The following is a 17,756-nucleotide window of genomic DNA, read 5'->3' as shown; positions in this document are numbered from 1 at the left end:
GCCCCGGAGGAGCTGATCCCGCTCACCTGCAACGAGATCCAGCGCCTGTTCGTCGCCCTCGTCGTCCGACCCGTGCACGACGCCGCCCACTGGCTCGGCTGGTCCGACTGGCGGCGACGTCATCAGGCCCGGTCCCGAGTCGGCCTACCACCGGCGGCATCTGTTCAGGCGAGGACCGCGGTGGCTTCGATCTCGACCAGATGGTCGGGAACGTCCAGTGCCGCAACGCCCAGCAGCGTGGCCGGCGGGACCGGGGTGGTTCCCAGCTTTGCGGCCGCCCGGGAGATCCCCTCCAGGAGCGGGGGCATCTTGTCGGGAGTCCAGTCGACAACGTAGAAGATCAGTTTTGCCACGTCGTCGAAGGAGCCGCCGGCCTCGGCCAGGGCGGTGCCAATGTTGAGATAGCACTGCTCGACCTGCGCGGCGAGGTCGCCTTCGCCGACCGTGTTCCCCTCGGCGTCCCAGGCGACCTGCCCGGCGATGAAGACCAGCTTTGACCCAGTTGCGATCGAGACCTGCCGGTAGACACCGATCTCGGGCAATCCGCTGGGGTTCACCAGGGTGATGGCCATGCCGTCCGCCTCCTTGTCCGGGCATCGTGGGCCCGTGCTCGTCACTCCAGACCCTCGTGGTCTCTTGTGGTTACTCAGGAACCGTAAGAGAGTGGTCGCTGACATGGAAGAACGCACTTTTCAGTGACTGGGGAACCTGATGGTGACCAAACAGGTCAAGGGCCGATCCGAGGAAGCGGACCTCAGGCGCGCGGACTCATTGGCGCGAGAGATCTTCTCCGACGTCGCCAACAAGTGGGCGTTCCTGATCATCGAGACTCTCGGTGAGCGCACCCTGCGATTCAGCGAGCTGCGGAACCAGATCGAGGGCATCAGCCACAAGATGCTCACTCAGAACCTGCGCATGCTCGAGCGCAACGGCCTGGTCGAGCGCAACGTGCACCCCACCGTCCCGCCGCGTGTCGAATACACCCTCACAGAGCCGGGCCAAGGCCTACGCGCAACCGTCGACGGAATGTGTGACTGGACCCACCGGTACTTCGGCCACATCGAGGCCGCCCGCCACCGCTTCGACGCCTGGCGGTTGACGCCTGACGCCTGATCACGATGTACAGCTGGAGTACTAGTACTCCAGCAGCACTTTGACGTTTTCCCTGTTCAGGGGCGGTTTGGGTGAGTGTAGAGGGTTGATTGCCACGCCTCCATGCTCAAGCAGCAGCCCGATCATTTGCTGAACCTCTGTGGTGCCGTCGATCCGCCCGGAGATGTCGATCTGCACCGCCCAAGTGGGGTGATGTCCGATGGCCGCTTCGAGGATCGCCACATCCTCGGGATCCCAGTCGGAGAAGAGGTGGCCGGTCTGCTCATCGTCGATGTCGATGTAGAGGTTGCCGTCCAGAGTCCACGGCTTGCGCTGCTCGGGCAGATGCCGATCGAGCGAGGCGACGATCTCAGCTCGCTCACCTGCGGGAAACACGAAGACGGTTCGCATGGATTGGAGCGTAGACAGTTCGGCTTCATGGCGACGACCATGGATTTCAGCGGTGGTGCTCGACCGTCGATGTACTGCTGGTGCGGTTGGCGATGCCGGCGGAGACAGGCATGCCGAGATCGGCTGCGAGGGATCGGCGGGCTGCTTCGGCATCGAGCCGGTCAAGCTGGTCCTGCGCGCCGTCGAGGCTGACCTGGAGGCCCTCGACTTCGCCCAGCCATCTTCCCGCTCCGCCTCGGCGATCCGGGCGATCAGGTTGTCGCGGATGTCGATCAGCCGTGGCCGTCGGGCTGGATCAGGCCGGAGGAGCGAGCATCTGACACAAGCGTGTTCATGTGACGTACACCGGCACCTCCGTGCCCGTGCCCCAACCCGACTGCGTCGCCATCCGCCATCGCTGACCCGCCGCCGTGTGCCGCTGTCCGGAACAGGCGACACACGGTGGCGGCGCGCGGGGTCAGTACGCGGTCGCCTGCGACTTCAGGTAGCTCTTCAGGAAGGTGTACTTGGCCTCGCTGTCCGCGGCCGGGAGGGTCGCGACATGGTCGCCGATCTCCATCGCCAGCGGCTTCCCGGTGCGGAGCGCCGGCCAGGACGGCAGGGCACGGCTGCCATGGGCGACGTGGCTGTTGGGGTTGCCGGTCGCCGTGAAGTTGGCCACGAAGGAGGAGAAGGTGTCGGCGATCTCGTGATCCTGCGCCGTCCAGGGTCGGTCGGTGCCGTACAGGTTGCCGAAGAGGTAGTACTTCTCGGCACCGTGGTAGGCGCCGGCGCCGGCCGTGGGTTCGATCGGGTTGGTGGTGTCCTGTCCCGGGGGCACCCGCGTGAACCAGTAGTTGTAGACCGGGCTGCGGTTCTGGGCGGTGTCCTTGAACTGCGTGCCCCACAGGAAGGTGGAGACGCGCTCCTCGTCGCGGGCGTAGTTGTTGTACTGCGCCGCCGCCTCCGCGTCGGTGGCCGCCGGATAGAGGGCGAGGAAATCAGCCGCTTCGTCGCCGAACGTCGTCTCGGCGTATGCCGTGAACTGGGCGACCGTCATGGACAGCGTCGGCGACGCGCCGTTCTCGTCCTTGTTGTTGCCGGTGAGCACCGGCACATCGGCCTCGCTGCCGGACTCCATGGCACCGGTGTACGTCGTGGGCAGCACGTATCCGTCCAGAACGTTGCCGAAGTCGGTTCCGACCGCTGGGGCGCCGGGCGCGTAGACCCTGGTCACGATCTCGTCCGCGGTCAGCGCCCGCAGGTCGGCCAGAGTGGAGGCTTCCATGTACGCGGCGAAGGCGGTGCCGTTCGCCTCGGCGGTCGCCAGTGTGTCGTAGCCGCCCGCCACCCGACCCAGGGCGGGGTCCTTCGTGTACTGCACGCCGGCCGACAGCAGCGCCCGGTGGTACAGACCCCGGGCCAGCTTCGAGATCATCAGGATGTTGACGAACGACGAGCCGTGCGACCAGCCGCCGATGGTCACCCGGTCCGGATCACCGCCGAACGCGGCGATGTTGCGCCGTATCCACTGCAGCGCCGCGACGGTGTCCATGACACCGTAGTTGCCGGAGGCACCGTGCCCGGACTCCGCGCTCAGCTCGGGATGGGCGAGGTTGCCGAAGGCGCCGACCCGGTGGTTGAAGGTGACGACGACCACGCCCTTGTCCGCCAGGTTGGCCCCGTCGTAGACGGGCTGCGAGGCCCACATGGCGCTGTTGCGACCGCCGTAGATCCAGAGGAAGACGGGACGGCGTTCACCCGAACCGGCTGCTCCGGTCCAGATGTTGAGGTTCAAGCAGTCCTCGCTCAGCGGCGGGACCTTGTCGGCCGCGATGCCCGTGACGGGTTGCGGGCAGGCCGCGCCCCAGACGTCCGCCTTGCGGACGCCCTGCCAGGACGGCGCCGGCTGCGGCGCGCGCCAGCGGTTCTCGCCGGCCGTGGAGGCGGCGTAGGGGATGCCTTTGTAGACGGTGACACCGTCGAGGGCCGCCGGGACGCCGGTGACCAGCCCGGACCGCGTTCTCACCGGCCGCCCGGCATCGCTGTGGGACGTGGCCGACGCGGGAGCGGCCTCCAGGCCGCCCAGCAAGGTGGCACCCGCAGCGACACCGGCGGAACGGCCGAGGAAGCCACGACGGCCGAACGCGGAGGAACGGGACGGGTGAGGGACGTCTTGCGAACTCACAGGGTCTCCCTGCCGGAAAGGAAAAGGGGGTGAACACCGCACGCTCAAAGCGGCCGCGTCCGGCCCGCCTGCGGATGAGTCACCTGATGTTGTGTCGGACGAGCAGGAGCAACAACCGGTCCGGCATGGACTCACAGCTTCCACTGTGCAGAATGAGATTGCGTATCTGACGGGTTGACACCGTGGCGACCGAGACGCTGCGCTGTATACGGGACGATGTCGCTGACCTGCGGGACCTGTTGTGGCGGCTGCCGCGGCAACTGGCCTGCTCACAAAGTTGATTCTCTGGAAATCCGGTGTGGGCCTTGCCGTGGTGCCTCTACTGTGGCGCGGTGATGACTCAGGTGATCGTTCTCAACGGTGGTTCCAGCTCGGGGAAGTCCGGGATCGCGCGGTGTCTGCAGGCGGTCCTGCCGGATCCGTGGCTGGCCCTTGGGACGGACACGCTCGTTGAGGCGTTGCCCGCGTCCATGCGGGCATCGGATGCCGCGATCGAGTTCGCTCCGGACGGCGAGGTGATCGTCGGGCCGGAGTTCCGGACGCTGGAAGCGGCGTGGATCGCGGGGGTCGCCGCGATGGCCCGTGCGGGTGCCCGGGTCATCGTCGACGAGGTCTTCCTCGGCGGAGTGGACTCGCAGAAGCGATGGCAGAAGGCTCTGGGCGAACTGCGGGTTCTGTGGGTCGGCGTCCGGTGTGACAGTGCGGTTGCCGCAGGCCGTGAGGTCGCACGAGGCGATCGGGTCATCGGGATGGCGGCGTCCCAGGCGGATGTGGTCCACCGGGGCATGGTCTACGACCTGGAGGTGGACACCGCGCATGCCGAGTCGATGGAGTGCGCCCGGATCATCGCCGCGGATGTCAGCTGATCGGCGGCCCGGCTGTCCGCCGCTGCCTTGCCCGGAGCTCGAGTGCTCGGGACTGGCAAGAGGGCGCCGCGAAACGGGCTCGCACCGCCAACTCCAACGAGCGCATGAGCCGTGGGCGATGGCTGCCGCGAAGACGACGAACGCCACCGCGTCTCCCCGCGCCGGATCGGATGTCGTCACCTCCAACCACCCGCAGGCCCGCACCGCGCACGGCAACCCGGTGAACCTTCCCGGTCAGAGCACTAGCGTGGCGTGTTGGCGTCGGCCTTGAACGGGCCGCCGTGGCCGGGCACGATCAGGTCCGCGGCCGTCAGCACCCGGAGTCGGGAGGCACGCAACACCTCACGGTCGGGGGCTACCGGGTCGTCCGCCGGACCGTCCGCGTGCCACCACAGATCACCGGCGAAGGCGACCACGCCCGACTCCGTGCCCGCCAGCAGTGTGATGTCCTCCGCGCTGTGGCCCGGGGTGCGGATCAGCCGTAGCGACGGGGTGAGTTCGTAACCCTCCGCGTCCCGGTTGCTCCACTGGTCGCCGAGGTACTCCACCTTGTGGTCGTGCACCCGGGCCTGTCCGAACAGGCCCACGTTCATGGTGTTGTCCGGGTGGTGATGGCTGAGTACGACATCGGTGATGTCCTCGGGGCCGAGCCCCAACTTCGCTAGTGGAGCGAGGATATGGTCGCGACTCGCCACCATGCCCGGGTCGAAGATCACATGGCGGCCGGCGTCGGATATGTAGGAGACGGTGGGATCGCCCGCCGCGTCGGATACGGCAGCGCGGCCGTCCTGCGCGAACAGTTCGTGCGCCGCCGGGGAGTGCCGCCCCGCTCCTACCGCCGCTCCTTCACCAACACACCGTAACGAACAACGCGAGCCGGCCGAGCAACCGCCAACCGCGTGGAGGACCCACGCGCCACCCCTGCGGGCTCGGGAACCCGCGCGGCCCTACGAGATCGCCGCCAGGCCGACCGTGCGCCCATGCGGCCCAACCCGGCACACATCGCGTCGGCGTCCCGGGTTGCGTCCCAACTCGGCCAACTGCACCGCTAGTTATGGCTGAAAGCACCGGTAACTACGGCACAACCATCGGAATGCTCCATCCGTCACATAAGACGGGAGCAACCAACTCCTAGAGTCACAAGGGGGAAATATGCGTTTCATTCACTCCATGGTGGGCGCCGCCACGCTGGCGGCTCTGTCGTTGGGGGCCACGACCGCCCTGGCTGCGCCGGCCTCGGCCGCACCCAACACCACCCCGCAGAAGGTCTGCGGAAGCGGCTACAAGACCGTGAACTCCGCCGCCGTCGGCTCGCTGGGCACCGTCTACCTGGCGTACAACTCCACCAACGGCAACAACTGCGTCGTCACCATCCGCAACAACCCGGGCAACGCCGTGGACATGTCCGCCTGGATCTACGTCCCCGACACCAACGAAGGGGACGACGACTACGGGCGCTACACCTCGTACGCAGGCCCCTCCTACGTCATCGGCAAGGGCCACTGCGTCGACTGGGGCGGCGGCATCGCCAACACCTATGTATCGGTGATCGGCTCCAACTGCGCCTCGCTCAAGGAACAGCGGACCACCTACACCCGCTGACCCGATCCTCCCGCCCGGCCATCACACCCGGCGTTGCCCGGCTCCCGTCCTTCGGCAGCCGGGCAACGCCCGCCGCCGGACGGGCCGGACGGGCCAGATGGACCGGACGGGCACTGTCGCCGCCGTACACGCGGGCGGCCGTACCGGTCCGGCGCGGCCTGGGGGAACCCACGCGGTTCCACCTGGCGCGCGAGTGCTCTGCGATCGTCACCGTCTCGGTCCCGCGACGGCGTAGGCCGCGGTGCCGGCAACCGCGAGGACCAGGGCCGTCCAGGTGCCCGCCGCCGTGCCGGGCCGCAGCAGCATCCAGCTCGCCACCTGCATCGGCACCCGCGTCGGCGCTCCTGTCGGGGGCGGGGCGAAGAACGAGAACGAGAGCCAGGCGAACGGCGGCGTCCAGGCGTACTGGCCGCCCCAGAGCGCCGCGCCCAGGGCGACGAGTCCCATCAGGCCCGCGGTGTCCCGGACGACGAACGCGGTGGTGGCCATGTCCTGGCCCATCGTCTGCACCGTCAGCAGCACCGTGCCGACGACCGCTCCGCAGAGCAGCACGTGCGCCGCTCTGCGGGGCGCCCAGCGGATCGCAGCTGTCCGGTCCAGCGCGAGGTCCTGCCCGCTGAGCCCGATCGAGGCCGCCATCGCCCCCGCAGCGAGGACGAGCACGGGCAGCCGCGGATCACCGGGCCCCCCGCCGCCGTCCCGGGCGAGTGCCCACACCGCCACCGCGCTGATCACCACCGCGGCGAGCGACGCGGGTACCTGACGCGAGCGCGCGTACAGCGTCAGCCATCTCAGCGGGACGCACCGCCTTTCAGTGCGTCGAACGCGTCGCCCTTGCAGGAGAGCGCGGCGGCGTGCATCGCGACGATCCGCGAGAGCTGCTCGGCCCGAGGCCGCGCCTTGAGTTCCTTCCACACCGGGCGGGTCTCGGCGTCGACCTCGCGGCGCAGACCTGCCGGCAAGGTGGCGGGAAGCGACTCGAGGTCCCCGAGAACCCAGGCCGCCGCGACGGTCTGCGCGAATTCGTCCGTCCCGAAGCTGCTCCAACCGACGGGGGAACACCCTGGCACCATGCCTTTGGCGATCAGGGCCCGGGTCAGCCCGTCGCCCCTCTCGGCGGCGATGAGGTCGTCGTCGAAGTCGAAGAGCAGGGTCTCGCGGGACCACCGCGGCGTGGAGCCTTCCGGCAGTACGGTGGCGTTCTCCCGGACCGAGACCGGCGCCTGGCCGCCCAAGGCGTCATGCAGCAGGCGCAGCGCCTCCTTGCCGGGACCCGCGAGGTCGGCGAGTCGCGCCTGCTGCGTCTTCGTCACGCACACCGGGCCGTCGCACACCAGCTCCGCGGCGGCCTCGTCCAGGACGTATATCCGGCGCGGATCGGAGGGAAGGACGAGCAGGGCGATCACCGCGCCCGCCAGGACGGGCGTCAGGGCGATCAGCCGGGCGCGCGGGGTCGCGGCGACCATCAGCGCGAAGCCGGTCGCGGTCATGGCGAGCAGCCAGACCGTCTGCCCGACGTGTACCGAGGCGGAGAGCGTGACGAGTGCGTCGCGCACGTCCTGCACCGCCGGTGACAGCAGGGAGACCCGGTTCGGCTCCGTGCTCGGGAGCCCCGTCGCCGTGGTCGTCTCCGTCCGGCCCAACGACATCTGCATGAGGACGGTGAACACGAAGGCGCCCATGGTCAGCGCGGGCGGGACGAGCACGGACGGCAGGGCCCGCGCGGCCCCCATGCCCAGCACGGCTCCCGCGACGAGAGAGAGTGCCCCGACCAGCGAGATCGGCAGCCACCTGAGGTGCGTGTACCCGGTGTTGGCGACCACCTGAACCGCGCCCACGAGGACGAGGAGCGCGAAGGCCGCGCTCAGCGTGATCGCCATCATGCCGGCCAGCGTGGCCGCGCGGTGCCGCGCGGGCCGTGACGTGCTCGTCAGCAGCTCGGACATCTTCGAGCGGTGGTCGCGCAGGCCCTGAAGCGCACCGAGCCCCACGACGAGCGGCCACAGGTAGAACAACACCGAGCGGGTCCACAGGGCCATGGACGTCCACTGGGCCGTCCACGCGTTGGTGCCGGTCCACCACGATCCGGAGATCAGGTACAGGAACGCCAGAGCCGTCGCCAGCACCGCGGCGCCGGCCCACGGGGCGACGGAACGCTTCAACTCGATACGCAGGACACGCATGTTCACCCTGTTCACCATGTGCCGCTCCCCTGCTCGGGGTTGAGCAGCAGAGCCGAGTAGCCGCGCTCCAGCGGGCTGTCCCCCACGTGTTCGGGGCCGCCCACCGAGGCCAGTTCGTCGGGAGGGCCCTGGAAGACCAGCCGCCCCTCGGCGAAGAGCACCACGTTGGTGCAGGCGACGGCGACGTCCTCCACCAGATGGGTCGAGACGAGCACGCAGGTGTCTGTGCCCAACTCCTGCAGCAGCTCACGGAAGCGCAGCCGCTGCGCCGGGTCCAGGCCGACCGTCGGCTCGTCCAGCAGCAGGATCGTCGGGTCGTTGACGATGGCCTGGGCGATGCCGACCCTGCGCACCATGCCGCCCGACAGAGCCTTCATCTTCTCGTCGGCACGATCCGCCAGACCCACCCTCTCCACGGCGCGCTGCACAGCGGCGGGGATGTCCGCCTTGGGCACCTCCTTCAACCAGGCCATGTACTCGACGAACTCGCGCACCGTGAAGCGCTTGTAGTAGCCGAACTCCTGCGGCAGGTAGCCGATCCGGCGGCGCACCGCCCGGTGCTCGCCCGTGCCGCACACGGACTCCCCGAGCAGCTCCAGGCTGCCCTCGGTGGGGCGCAGTACCGTGGCCAGAGTCCGGATGAGGGTGGTCTTGCCCGCCCCGTTGGGGCCGAGGAGTCCGTGTACGCCGGTGCCCAGCGACAGGTCGAGCCCGTCGACGGCCATCCGGTTCCTGCCGACCCTCACCTTCAGCCCGGTGGCCTTGATCTGCCAGGCGTAGGTCGTTGGTGCGATGTCGGCCGCGTCTACCGCGGGCATAGTGTCGTGTTCCTTTCCGATCGTCATCGATGGACTCCCAAGACGGCGTACGTGCCCCTGCGTGCGATCACGACAGCCGTGCCGAGCGCGAGGACCAGTCCCCACACGGGCAGGCTGCCCGCCTGCAGGGCCACGGCCGTACGGCTGGTGGCCACGGTCGGCGCCACGACCGCGGCGACCCAGACCGCCGCCAGCGCTACGGCGGCGCGGGTCACGCCGACGACGCCGCCGAGCGCCAGGGTCGTCGAGGTGAAGGCCAGACAGGGCAGCAGCCACTGCGCGGCCGTCACACCGGTCACCCATCCGGCCACCAGCAGCGCGGGGACTACCACGGCGAGCACGGACGCGGTGCGCCGCAGCACCAGGTACAGTCCCACCCTCGGCGCGGAGGCGGTCAGTTCGTACGCCGGGTCCAGGCCGCGCGACCATGACGCCGCGACACCGAGGACGGGCAGGATCGGGGCGAACAGCAGCACCAGCGACACCTCGCCGAATCCGGTGTCGACCAGGTCGAGCAGGAGCGCGAGCAGTGTCACGCTCACGACCATGGCCAGCCACGGCGCCATCGTGGGCGTCATCCACCTCGACAGCCGCGCCGACCAGCGTCGTCCGCGTGGCACCGCTGCGGTGGCGGTCAGTTGGGGTTCGAGGTCGGACCACACGGCGCCGACCAGCACCGCCACGGCGGGCGCCACGGTGGTGACGGCGGCCGACAGCCGGTCACGGCACACCCCGCACGCCTCCAGATGGGCCTCCAGGGCCCACACCTCGTCGGCGGCGATGTCCGTGTCGCCGCGCGCGTAACCGTCGATGATCCGCGTCGACGCGTGTTCCACGCTCATTCCATCGCCTCCCGCATCGCGATCCGGGCCCGGCGGGCACGGGTCTTGACCGTGCCCTCGGGTAAACCGAGCAGCACCGAGGTCTCCCGGACGGACAGCCCGTCGAGCACCAGGGCCTGCAGTACCTGGCTGAGTTCCGGCGCGAGGCGCCGCAGCGCGTCGCCGACGTCACCGCCGACGGTCGTCGCGAGCGCCTCCTCCTCGGCGGCGGGCGCCGTGTCGGGGAGAGCGGCGGCCGCCGGCGGCTCGGCGTGGTGGGCCCTGCGCCGGAAGGCGTCCACGAGGCGGCGTGCCGCGATCGTCCACAGCCATCCGGCGGCCGACCCGCCCGCCGCGGACCCCGCGAACGCGCCCGCCGCGCGCCACACCGCCAGATAGGTCTCCTGCATGACCTCGGCGACGATCTGTTCGTCGGCGCAGCGACGGCGCAACCGCAGCGCCATCCATGGCGCGGTGCGCCGGTACAGCTCCTCGAACGCCGCGCGGTCGCCCCTGGCCACCAGCCGGACGAGACGCTCCTCGTCCGGCGCGCGCGGCGCCTTCCTGATTGATCTCACACCGGCTAGACGCCCGGGCCGGGCCGCAGGTTTTCCCCCCGGCGTGATGCCCGCCACATGTGGGATGGATGCCGTCCGGCAAGGGCTACCTGCCGGGCGCCGGGGCAGCAGGACACCGGAGCCCGCGGATCGGCCGCACCGCTGATGCAGGCATCGAGGCATCGCCCTTCCTGGTATCGCTCCTCCGGGTATCGCTCCCCCAGGCGCCGCCTCCGGTCCCCTCTTCTTCCAAGCCGTGCCGCCTGTTCACCGCGGAGGCGGTGGACGGCGATCGCCGGAGAGCGCAGCGGATGCGCCGGCGCACACGAAGGGGCTCACATCAAAGCGCGCGCCCCCTCCGCGCGCCCCTGCACGCCAACTGCGCGAGAAAGGCGGGTTGTTCGGGATCCAAGGCGAGAGCTGTGACGTTATGCAAGCAGAGACGGCCCTACCGCGCAGGTCGAGGCGCCTCTCTGCGCGTGAGTGTGACACTCCGTTCGCTTCCGATAGGTTCATTCAGCTCTGTGCAGAAAACTCGGAGCATAATGACCTGAGCAAGAAGCTAGGAACTTTCTGTGCATGGCCGAAGAGGCTGCGGGTACGTGCGCGGATAGAGGAGTGGCCATGACCCAGAAGATCGATCCCAGCCTGAACCGGCGGAAGTTGCGCCTGGCGCTGCGCCGTGCACGCGAGCGTGCGTCCCTGAGCCAACGTGAGGCCGCTGAGCGGATCGAGTGGTCGCAGTCGAAGCTGATCCGGGTCGAGACCGGCACGGTGGGCGTGTCGGTCGTCGACCTGCGGGCACTGCTGGCGCTGTACGGGGTGAGTGATCCCGAAGAGGTGCAGAGCCTGGAGCAGGCCGCGCGGGGCAGCAAGGGGTCCAGCTGGTGGTCTCGCTATCACGAGGTCCTCAGCCCGCAGTTCGCCCAGTACCTGGGGTACGAGGGCGCGGCGTCCTCACTGCACACGTATCACCCCATCGTCGTGCCGGGCCACTTGCAGACCCGCGCCTACGCCGAAGCTCTCCTCGGCCCGCGCGACTTGAACGAGGACACGTTCGAGAAGGTCGTGGACCTGCGCATGGAGCGGAAACAGCGCATGTTCGGCGAGGCGCACCAGCCGACTTGCGAGTTCGTACTGGACGAGTCAGCCGTGCGACGGCAGATCGGCGGCAAACAGGTACTCAAGGAGCAGCTGGACCATCTGCTCGACCTCGGAGGCCGTCCCGGGATCTCCGTGCGGGTGCTGCCGTTCGAGGCGGGGGCCCACTTCAGCACGCTCGGCAGCTTCGTCCTGCTGAGTTTCCCCGATGACGACGACCTCCTCTACCTCGAGCATGCCGCCGGAAGCATGACCGGCGGCGAGGACCTGCAATTGCTGGCTCGCTACCAGGAGTGCTTCCAGGTGATCAAAGATTTGGCGCTCGACGAGCCGCAGTCGGCCGACCTCATCAGCCGTGTCCAGCAGGACCTCGGCGTCCGCTAACAGCCGGGCACCCGTCGTCGATGACGGAAGCCAGGGGGAGGACCCGAGGTGGTCTCCAGGCCGATATGGCAGCGCCTGCTGGAATGGGCGCAGACGAACCCGCTCACCGGTGCGGAGCCGGCGGGCGAACTGACGGACGAGGGCCTCGTCGCACAGGCGATCGGGGATTCCGTGCAGGCGGACAGCCTCATAGCGATAGAGAAGGCCCGGGCGGCGAACACTCTGCAACTGGAGAACGCCCGCGCGGAGAACACCCTGCGCCTCGAGGAGGCCCGCGCGGTGAGGCAGTTCCGCATGCTGGCTCTCCGCGGGGCGATAGGACTGGGCGCTCTGATGTTGGTCCTGGCGGCGGCCTTGTACGTCATCAACAAGGCTGGTGACCTCAAGCTGTCGTTCCCGCCGATCGGAACGAGTGCGCTGAGCGTGATCGGCGCGGCTCTGTCCGCTGGGCTGGCCTGGTGGGGCCGACGGGCCCACTCCCGCAGGCGTGCGGCACGGACTAGTGCCGGGAGCCCGCCGGAAAACCGTGCGGAAGGCGATCAGGATCCTGTGGCGACACCGTAGGAGCAGCTCCCGCGCGCCACAGACCGGCACTGATGGCAACGCTCAGGGCGACGGCGACCCAGAGGATCCGTTTGACGGCGACGCTGTCGACGAGGGTTGATGCTGCGGCAGCGACCAGCGTCGCGACCGCGCCGACGAGGAGGGTGAAGGTGATCGCTCCGCCTAACGCCGCCGACCGGCTGCGGGCCTTGCTCTGTGGACGGTGAACAGCCGACGCTCCGGCATCCATGCGCTCGCCTCCCCTTTGCGGCTGCCTGGTTGAAACCGTCACGGGCTCTGCAACACCTCTGCCCTCATTGCGTCCAGGAACTCGGACCAGACGCCAGCGGTAAACGTCAAAGCAGGCTGAGCAGGTGTTTTGGAGTCGCGGGCAAGGACATGGTCACGTTGCATCGCGACCTCCACGCACTCGCTCTCGTTGCCACACCTGCTGCTTCTTCGCCACAAGGGTTGCCCCCCATGCACCACCTCAGCCCTCCCGATCCCCCGGTCCGTCCAGATGGTGCGCAGTAACTCTAGTGGACGGTTGTGCACTGCCGCAGAAGAACAGCCGGATGTTCCCAGCCGGTTCGCAACAAGCGGCACCCGAAAGACTACCCACGGCCACCGAGCCCAAGGATACGGACGCCGCAAAGTGACCGCTATACGGGAACAAGCCGAGACCGCCTACCCCGGGTGTGCGCCTCTACACGCGACTGTCTGCCCCTTGCGCGCTCCAGGACGTCGAACTGCCGGAGCGCACGCCCCCGACGGGGGACACCGCCTGACCAGGGATCTCAGGCGAAAGGAGCCGACCACGGCATTGCTCGGGCTCGTGAGCTGCCGGAGACGCGAACGACGGATTGCCGTCAAGTGGCAGATCGCGAGCACCTGCTCGACGGACGGCGTGGCCCGACGGTCTGGTCAGTTCCAGCCGGTGTGCGCGCAAGTCGTACGAGCGATGCGCGCGTGAGCGCTCGCCCAGGAACGTGCCGCCCACTCATGCTTCGGGAGGCGCTCCGCACGCTGGTCGAGCCGAGCAGCCGAGGCCGACGCCGGGGGCGGGGCAGCCCACGGCGTCGGGTCCTCAGCGATCGGCGAGCCCGCCCGGCGGCAGACCCCGGGCCCGACACGTGGTCGGGCCCGGGCGTGCACAGCTGTGACGGCTGGTCAGGGCACGGTGCGCCACGGCGAAGAGCAGCAGCGCGCCTCCCGCGCTATACGACGCCCTGGGCCGTCATCGCTTCCGCCACACGCAGGAAGCCCGCGATGTTGGCGCCCAGGACGTAGTCGTCGGGGGTGCCTCCGTACATCTCGGCGGTGGTGCGGCACTGGGCGTGGACACCCCGCATGACGGCTGCCAGACGGGTCTCGGTCTGCTCGAAGGTCCACACGTCGCGGGAGGCGTTCTGCTGCATCTCCAGCGCGGAGGTGGCCACGCCGCCCGCGTTGGCGGCCTTGCCGGGACCGAACAGGACGCCCGCCTCACGGAAGATCTCGATCGCCTCCGGGGTGCACGGCATGTTGGCGCCTTCGGCGACCGCCAGGACGCCGTTCTTCACCAGCGCCCCTGCTTCCTGTCCGCCCAGTTCGTTCTGCGTGGCACACGGCAGCGCGACGTCGCAGGGCACCTCGAACACCGAGCCCCGGTCGGAGAACCGTGCCGCGGGCTTGGCCTGCGCATAGGCCGACAGGCGCGCCCGCTGTACCTCCTTGACCGTCTTCAGCAGCTCCAGGTCGATGCCGTCCGCGTCGACCAGATAGCCGGAGGAGTCCGAACAGGCCACTACGGACCCGCCCAGTGCGTGCACCTTTTCGATCGCGTAGACCGCCACGTTCCCCGAGCCGGAGACCACGACCTTGCGGCCGTCGAGACCATGTCCGCGGGTGGCCAGCATCTCCTGTGCGAAGTACACCGCACCGTAACCGGTGGCCTCGGTCCGGGCCTGCGAGCCGCCCCAGGAGACGCCCTTGCCGGTCAGGACTCCCGCCTCGAAGCGGTTGGTGATCCGCTTGTACTGGCCGAAGAGGTAGCCGATCTCGCGCCCGCCCACTCCGATGTCACCGGCGGGGACGTCGGTGTGCTCGCCCAGGTGCCGGTACAGCTCGGTCATGAACGCCTGACAGAAGCGCATGACCTCCTGGTCGCTGCGGCCCTTGGGGTCGAAGTCCGCGCCGCCCTTGCCGCCGCCGATCGCCAGTCCGGTCAGGGCGTTCTTGAAAATCTGCTCGAAGCCCAGGAATTTGACGATGCCGAGGTTCACGCTCGGATGGAAGCGCAGACCCCCCTTGTAGGGGCCGAGGGCGCTGCTGAACTCCACCCGGAAGCCGCGGTTGACCTGTACCCGCCCCGCGTCGTCCACCCACGGCACCCGGAAGATCAGCTGCCGCTCGGGCTCGCACAGCCGCTCGGGGATCAACGCGTCGGCGTACTCCGGATGCGCCTGCAATGCCGGCGCCAGCGTGTGCAGCACCTCTCCCACCGCCTGGTGGAACTCGGTCTCCCCGGCGTTGCGCCGGCAGACCTGTGCGTAGACGGCCTCGATGTGAGCACTGAGGTTCATGCGCGCCTGCTCTCCTGTGGTCCGCCAGGCACTCATCTCGTCCAGCGTGCCTGGCCGCTGTCCTGTCAACGAATACGGACGGCAGGAGTCGCTGTGTCAGCGAAGAAGGTCACCGATATCAGCACGGGGGCTGCCTGCCGGCGGGGGCGTCGCGGAGCCTCGGTTGTCGAGCCGGCCGGCCCGGGCGCCGCGAGGTCGCTGATCTGAGACGTGTCGGCGTATGCGATGCCCACTATGTGATCTTTTGAAAGTTACCTCAGGGTATGGCGTGACTTCTCATGGAGGTGCCAGTAGAACCCGTTTCACTCTATGGAGAGTGAGGAGCCGCGCATGAACGACGATTCCCCACGTGGGATGCGCCTGGGAGGCGTATCCCGTCGAAGATTCATCACTGGAACTGGTTCTCTTCTCGGGACGGCCGCGCTCGCCGGGCATGCGATTCCGGCCCATGCCGCCACCACAGCCGCAGCCGCAGTGATCGAGCCGGGTGCGCACGTGCCCGCCCTCGTGATCGGCACCGGATACGGCGGCTCCGTGGCCGCTCTGCGCCTGGCCCAGGCGGGTGTCGCCGTCCACATGGTCGAGATGGGCATGGCCTGGGACACTCCCGGGTCGGACGGCAAGATCTTCGCCAACACGACGAGCCCCGATTACCGGTCCTACTGGCTGCGCACCAGGACGAAGCAGCCGCTCAGCAACTTCCTCGGCTTCCCCATCGACAAGGACATCCCGCGCTACACCGGAATCCTGGACGCCGAGGAGATGGGCGGCATCATCGTGTACCAGGGCCGGGGCGTCGGCGGCGGTTCACTCGTCAACGGAGGCATGGCGGTCACTCCCAAGCGGGAGAACTTCGGCGCCGTCCTTCCGTCGGTCAACACCGACGAGATGTACTCCGTCTACTACCCGCGCGCCAACGCGGGTCTCGGAGTCGGCACGGTCGACCCGACATGGTTCGAGACCGCCGACTGCTACCAGTACGCGCGGGTCGGCCGTAAGCACGCCCAGCGTTCGGGATTTCCGTTCGTCTTCGTGCCCGACGTGTACGACTGGGACTACATGGAGCAGGAGGCCGCCGGGACCGTACCCAAGTCCGCGCTCGCGGGCGAGATCCTCTATGGCAACAACTATGGCAAGAAGTCCCTGCAGCAGACCTACCTCGCCCGAGCGAAGGCGACCGGACGGGTCTCCATCTCACCACTGCACAAGGTCACTTCGGTCGCGCCGGCATCAGGAGGCGGCTACACGGTCGTCATCGACCAGCTCGACACCGGCGGCAACACCTCCGTCACCAAGACCGTCACCGCGGACCGGGTGTTCTTCGCGGCCGGCAGCGTCGGCACAAGCAAGCTTCTGGTGAAGCTCAAGGCGACCGGCGCGCTGCCGGGCCTCAACAGCGAGGTGGGCAGGGGCTGGGGCGACAACGGCAATGTGATGTGCGGGCGCGCCAACCACCTCTGGGACCCCACCGGCGCCGTGCAGTCGTCCATCCCGTGCTCCGGCATCGACAACTGGGCCGCGGGCGGCGCGTTCGCCGAGGTGGCCCCGCTCCCCACCGGCATCGAGACCTACGCCTCGTTCTATCTGTCGATCACCAAGAATCCCAACCGCGCCCAGTTCTCGTGGAACGCGGCGACGGGCATGGTCGACCTCGACTGGCAGACCGCCTGGAAACAGCCGTCCATCGACATGGCCAAGACGATCTTCGACAAGATCAACGCCAAGGAAGGGACGATCTACCGCACCGACCTCTTCGGCGCCTACAAGATCTGGGGCGACCACCTCACGTACCACCCCCTCGGTGGCGCCGTGCTCAACAAGGCGACGGACAACTACGGCCGCCTGCAGGGGCATCCGGGTCTGTACGTCATCGACGGCGCGCTCGTCCCGGGCAACACCAGCGTCAATCCGTTCGTCACCATCACGGCACTCGCCGAACGAAACATCGAAGCGATCATCGCCGCGGACCTGTGACGGTGACCCGGGCGCGTGCTTCCCGAAGTCAACGGACCCGGTAGGGGAACGCGAACGAGAAGGAGAGGGCAACGGAACCGGGGCCGCCCGCACTCGCCGGACGGCCCCCAACCGACTCAGTGCCCCGGCAACACGCACATGGCGTCGAGCCCCAGCACACGGTTGAGCCGCCCGAACGCCAGCCACGAGCCGAGGCTCATGGTCAGCTCCACGACCTCGGCCTGGCTGTAGTGCGCGGTCATCCGGTCCCAGAACTCCTCGTCGAGGCCGTGGTGGTCCAGGGCGTACCGCTCCGCGTACTCGGCGGCCAGGCGGGTGCGCTCGTCGAAGGCGTCGGTCGTGCGCCACTCGGCCACCGCGTCGGTGAACTCCTTCTCGACCTTCTGTCCGTCCCGCTCGGTCCGCCAGTCGAGGCAGAAGAGGCAGCCGTTGATCTGCGCGATCCGGAGCCGCGCGGCCTCGAACTCGCGAAGCCCCAGGGTCGTATGGGCGTAGACGGCAAGTGAGAAGTTCGCGGCGGCCTGACCTATCTCGGGGACCATGTCGCCCCACACGTACTCGATCGGGTGCTTGCCTTCGGGGATGTCGACGTTCATCCGGGACTCCTTCGTGTACGCCCCCGGCCTCGGCCGGCGAAAAGAGGCGCGTCCTGGGGGTGTCGGCGGGGTGCCTG

18 protein-coding genes and 1 pseudogene are annotated in these 17,756 nt (G+C 68.8%); 7 read left to right on the top strand and 12 right to left on the bottom strand.

All coding sequences use genetic code 11. The annotated features are described in order from the left end of the window. Nucleotides 1-164: 164 nt before the first annotated feature. A complete protein-coding gene (locus ACIRPU_RS29555) occupies nucleotides 165-572 on the bottom strand; it encodes a RidA family protein (RefSeq protein WP_355704216.1) in 408 nt (135 codons plus the stop codon). 139 nt (nucleotides 573-711) lie between these two features. Here ACIRPU_RS29555 and ACIRPU_RS29550 point away from each other — a divergent pair, with 139 nt between their 5' ends. Next, on the top strand, nucleotides 712-1,113 hold the full coding sequence (locus ACIRPU_RS29550; protein ID WP_403872554.1) for a winged helix-turn-helix transcriptional regulator: 402 nt from the start codon (nucleotides 712-714) through the stop codon (nucleotides 1,111-1,113). Nucleotides 1,114-1,134: 21 nt separating this feature from the next. On the opposite strand, the gene ACIRPU_RS29545 is transcribed toward ACIRPU_RS29550, so the two are convergent. Beyond that, nucleotides 1,135-1,503, bottom strand: a complete 369-nt coding sequence (locus tag ACIRPU_RS29545; RefSeq protein WP_355704218.1) for a hypothetical protein — start codon at nucleotides 1,501-1,503, stop codon at nucleotides 1,135-1,137. 457 nt (nucleotides 1,504-1,960) lie between these two features. After that, on the bottom strand, nucleotides 1,961-3,670 hold the full coding sequence (locus ACIRPU_RS29540; protein WP_403872552.1) for a carboxylesterase/lipase family protein: 1,710 nt from the start codon (nucleotides 3,668-3,670) through the stop codon (nucleotides 1,961-1,963). Nucleotides 3,671-4,005: 335 nt separating this feature from the next. On the opposite strand from ACIRPU_RS29540, the gene cpt reads away from it, so the two are divergent. After that, a complete protein-coding gene (gene cpt, locus ACIRPU_RS29535) occupies nucleotides 4,006-4,536 on the top strand; it encodes a chloramphenicol phosphotransferase CPT (protein ID WP_403872550.1) in 531 nt (176 codons plus the stop codon). A gap of 242 nt (nucleotides 4,537-4,778) precedes the next feature. On the opposite strand, the gene ACIRPU_RS29530 is transcribed toward cpt, so the two are convergent. Next, nucleotides 4,779-5,336 carry an MBL fold metallo-hydrolase gene (locus tag ACIRPU_RS29530; RefSeq protein ID WP_403872781.1) on the bottom strand — a complete coding sequence of 186 codons (558 nt, stop codon included), beginning with the start codon at nucleotides 5,334-5,336 and terminating at the stop codon, nucleotides 4,779-4,781. On the opposite strand from ACIRPU_RS29530, the pseudogene ACIRPU_RS29525 reads away from it, so the two are divergent. Next, nucleotides 5,289-5,399 (top strand): annotated as a pseudogene (locus ACIRPU_RS29525) (AraC family transcriptional regulator); the annotation flags it as partial. The gene ACIRPU_RS29530 and the pseudogene ACIRPU_RS29525 overlap by 48 nt on opposite strands. 289 nt (nucleotides 5,400-5,688) lie before the next feature. Next, nucleotides 5,689-6,138: a spore-associated protein gene (locus ACIRPU_RS29520; RefSeq protein WP_403872548.1), complete on the top strand. Its 450-nt coding sequence runs from the start codon at nucleotides 5,689-5,691 to the stop codon at nucleotides 6,136-6,138. A gap of 207 nt (nucleotides 6,139-6,345) precedes the next feature. Here ACIRPU_RS29520 and ACIRPU_RS29515 read toward each other — a convergent pair whose 3' ends face one another. The 5 genes from ACIRPU_RS29515 to ACIRPU_RS29495 are packed head-to-tail and all read right to left on the bottom strand — an operon-like array spanning nucleotide 6,346 to nucleotide 10,538. Continuing rightward, nucleotides 6,346-6,933, bottom strand: coding sequence for a hypothetical protein (locus ACIRPU_RS29515; RefSeq protein WP_403872779.1), 588 nt, complete (start codon nucleotides 6,931-6,933; stop codon nucleotides 6,346-6,348). Beyond that, entirely contained in the window at nucleotides 6,930-8,327 is a 1,398-nt protein-coding gene (locus tag ACIRPU_RS29510) for a hypothetical protein (RefSeq protein WP_403872777.1), read from the bottom strand. Before ACIRPU_RS29510 ends, ACIRPU_RS29515 begins: the two co-directional genes overlap by 4 nt. Nucleotides 8,328-8,332: 5 nt before the next feature. Further along, nucleotides 8,333-9,166 carry an ABC transporter ATP-binding protein gene (locus tag ACIRPU_RS29505; protein ID WP_403872546.1) on the bottom strand — a complete coding sequence of 278 codons (834 nt, stop codon included), beginning with the start codon at nucleotides 9,164-9,166 and terminating at the stop codon, nucleotides 8,333-8,335. Continuing rightward, nucleotides 9,163-9,981, bottom strand: a complete 819-nt coding sequence (locus tag ACIRPU_RS29500) for a zf-HC2 domain-containing protein (protein WP_403872544.1) — start codon at nucleotides 9,979-9,981, stop codon at nucleotides 9,163-9,165. The genes ACIRPU_RS29505 and ACIRPU_RS29500 overlap by 4 nt, the downstream gene beginning before the upstream one ends. Beyond that, nucleotides 9,978-10,538: an RNA polymerase sigma factor gene (locus tag ACIRPU_RS29495; RefSeq protein WP_403872543.1), complete on the bottom strand. Its 561-nt coding sequence runs from the start codon at nucleotides 10,536-10,538 to the stop codon at nucleotides 9,978-9,980. Before ACIRPU_RS29495 ends, ACIRPU_RS29500 begins: the two co-directional genes overlap by 4 nt. A gap of 603 nt (nucleotides 10,539-11,141) precedes the next feature. Between ACIRPU_RS29495 and ACIRPU_RS29490 the strand changes: the two genes are divergently transcribed. Both ACIRPU_RS29490 and ACIRPU_RS29485 read left to right on the top strand, forming a co-directional pair. Continuing rightward, nucleotides 11,142-12,002: a helix-turn-helix domain-containing protein gene (locus ACIRPU_RS29490; RefSeq protein WP_403872541.1), complete on the top strand. Its 861-nt coding sequence runs from the start codon at nucleotides 11,142-11,144 to the stop codon at nucleotides 12,000-12,002. 48 nt (nucleotides 12,003-12,050) lie between these two features. Next, nucleotides 12,051-12,566, top strand: a complete 516-nt coding sequence (locus ACIRPU_RS29485) for a hypothetical protein (protein WP_403872539.1) — start codon at nucleotides 12,051-12,053, stop codon at nucleotides 12,564-12,566. Between the two features lie 267 nt (nucleotides 12,567-12,833). Here the strand turns inward: ACIRPU_RS29485 and ACIRPU_RS29480 are convergent, their stop codons facing one another. Further along, a complete protein-coding gene (locus ACIRPU_RS29480) occupies nucleotides 12,834-13,031 on the bottom strand; it encodes a DUF397 domain-containing protein (protein WP_403872775.1) in 198 nt (65 codons plus the stop codon). 731 nt (nucleotides 13,032-13,762) lie between these two features. Continuing rightward, nucleotides 13,763-15,109: an NADP-specific glutamate dehydrogenase gene (gene gdhA / locus ACIRPU_RS29475; protein ID WP_403872537.1), complete on the bottom strand. Its 1,347-nt coding sequence runs from the start codon at nucleotides 15,107-15,109 to the stop codon at nucleotides 13,763-13,765. 330 nt (nucleotides 15,110-15,439) lie between these two features. Between gdhA and ACIRPU_RS29470 the strand changes: the two genes are divergently transcribed. After that, nucleotides 15,440-17,083 carry a GMC oxidoreductase gene (locus ACIRPU_RS29470; protein ID WP_403872535.1) on the top strand — a complete coding sequence of 548 codons (1,644 nt, stop codon included), beginning with the start codon at nucleotides 15,440-15,442 and terminating at the stop codon, nucleotides 17,081-17,083. A gap of 116 nt (nucleotides 17,084-17,199) precedes the next feature. Here ACIRPU_RS29470 and ACIRPU_RS29465 read toward each other — a convergent pair whose 3' ends face one another. Further along, a complete protein-coding gene (locus ACIRPU_RS29465; protein WP_355704230.1) occupies nucleotides 17,200-17,679 on the bottom strand; it encodes a carboxymuconolactone decarboxylase family protein in 480 nt (159 codons plus the stop codon). Nucleotides 17,680-17,756: the final 77 nt, after the last annotated feature.

Source organism: Streptomyces sp. NPDC102259, assembly GCF_044766465.1.
GTDB lineage: Bacteria > Actinomycetota > Actinomycetes > Streptomycetales > Streptomycetaceae > Streptomyces.
Note: the sequence above shows the minus strand (reverse complement) of the source record. Positions and strands in the feature narration are given on the sequence as shown.

Coding starts and splice junctions, on each gene's coding strand:
- ACIRPU_RS29555 (WP_355704216.1), bottom strand. CDS start 572: ATGGCCATCACCCTGGTGAACCCCAGCGGATTGCCCGAGATCGGTGTC.
- ACIRPU_RS29550 (WP_403872554.1), top strand. CDS start 712: ATGGTGACCAAACAGGTCAAGGGCCGATCCGAGGAAGCGGACCTCAGG.
- ACIRPU_RS29545 (WP_355704218.1), bottom strand. CDS start 1,503: ATGCGAACCGTCTTCGTGTTTCCCGCAGGTGAGCGAGCTGAGATCGTC.
- cpt (WP_403872550.1), top strand. CDS start 4,006: ATGACTCAGGTGATCGTTCTCAACGGTGGTTCCAGCTCGGGGAAGTCC.
- ACIRPU_RS29520 (WP_403872548.1), top strand. CDS start 5,689: ATGCGTTTCATTCACTCCATGGTGGGCGCCGCCACGCTGGCGGCTCTG.
- ACIRPU_RS29505 (WP_403872546.1), bottom strand. CDS start 9,166: ATGACGATCGGAAAGGAACACGACACTATGCCCGCGGTAGACGCGGCC.
- ACIRPU_RS29500 (WP_403872544.1), bottom strand. CDS start 9,981: ATGAGCGTGGAACACGCGTCGACGCGGATCATCGACGGTTACGCGCGC.
- ACIRPU_RS29490 (WP_403872541.1), top strand. CDS start 11,142: ATGACCCAGAAGATCGATCCCAGCCTGAACCGGCGGAAGTTGCGCCTG.
- gdhA (WP_403872537.1), bottom strand. CDS start 15,109: ATGAACCTCAGTGCTCACATCGAGGCCGTCTACGCACAGGTCTGCCGG.
- ACIRPU_RS29470 (WP_403872535.1), top strand. CDS start 15,440: ATGAACGACGATTCCCCACGTGGGATGCGCCTGGGAGGCGTATCCCGT.
- ACIRPU_RS29465 (WP_355704230.1), bottom strand. CDS start 17,679: ATGAACGTCGACATCCCCGAAGGCAAGCACCCGATCGAGTACGTGTGG.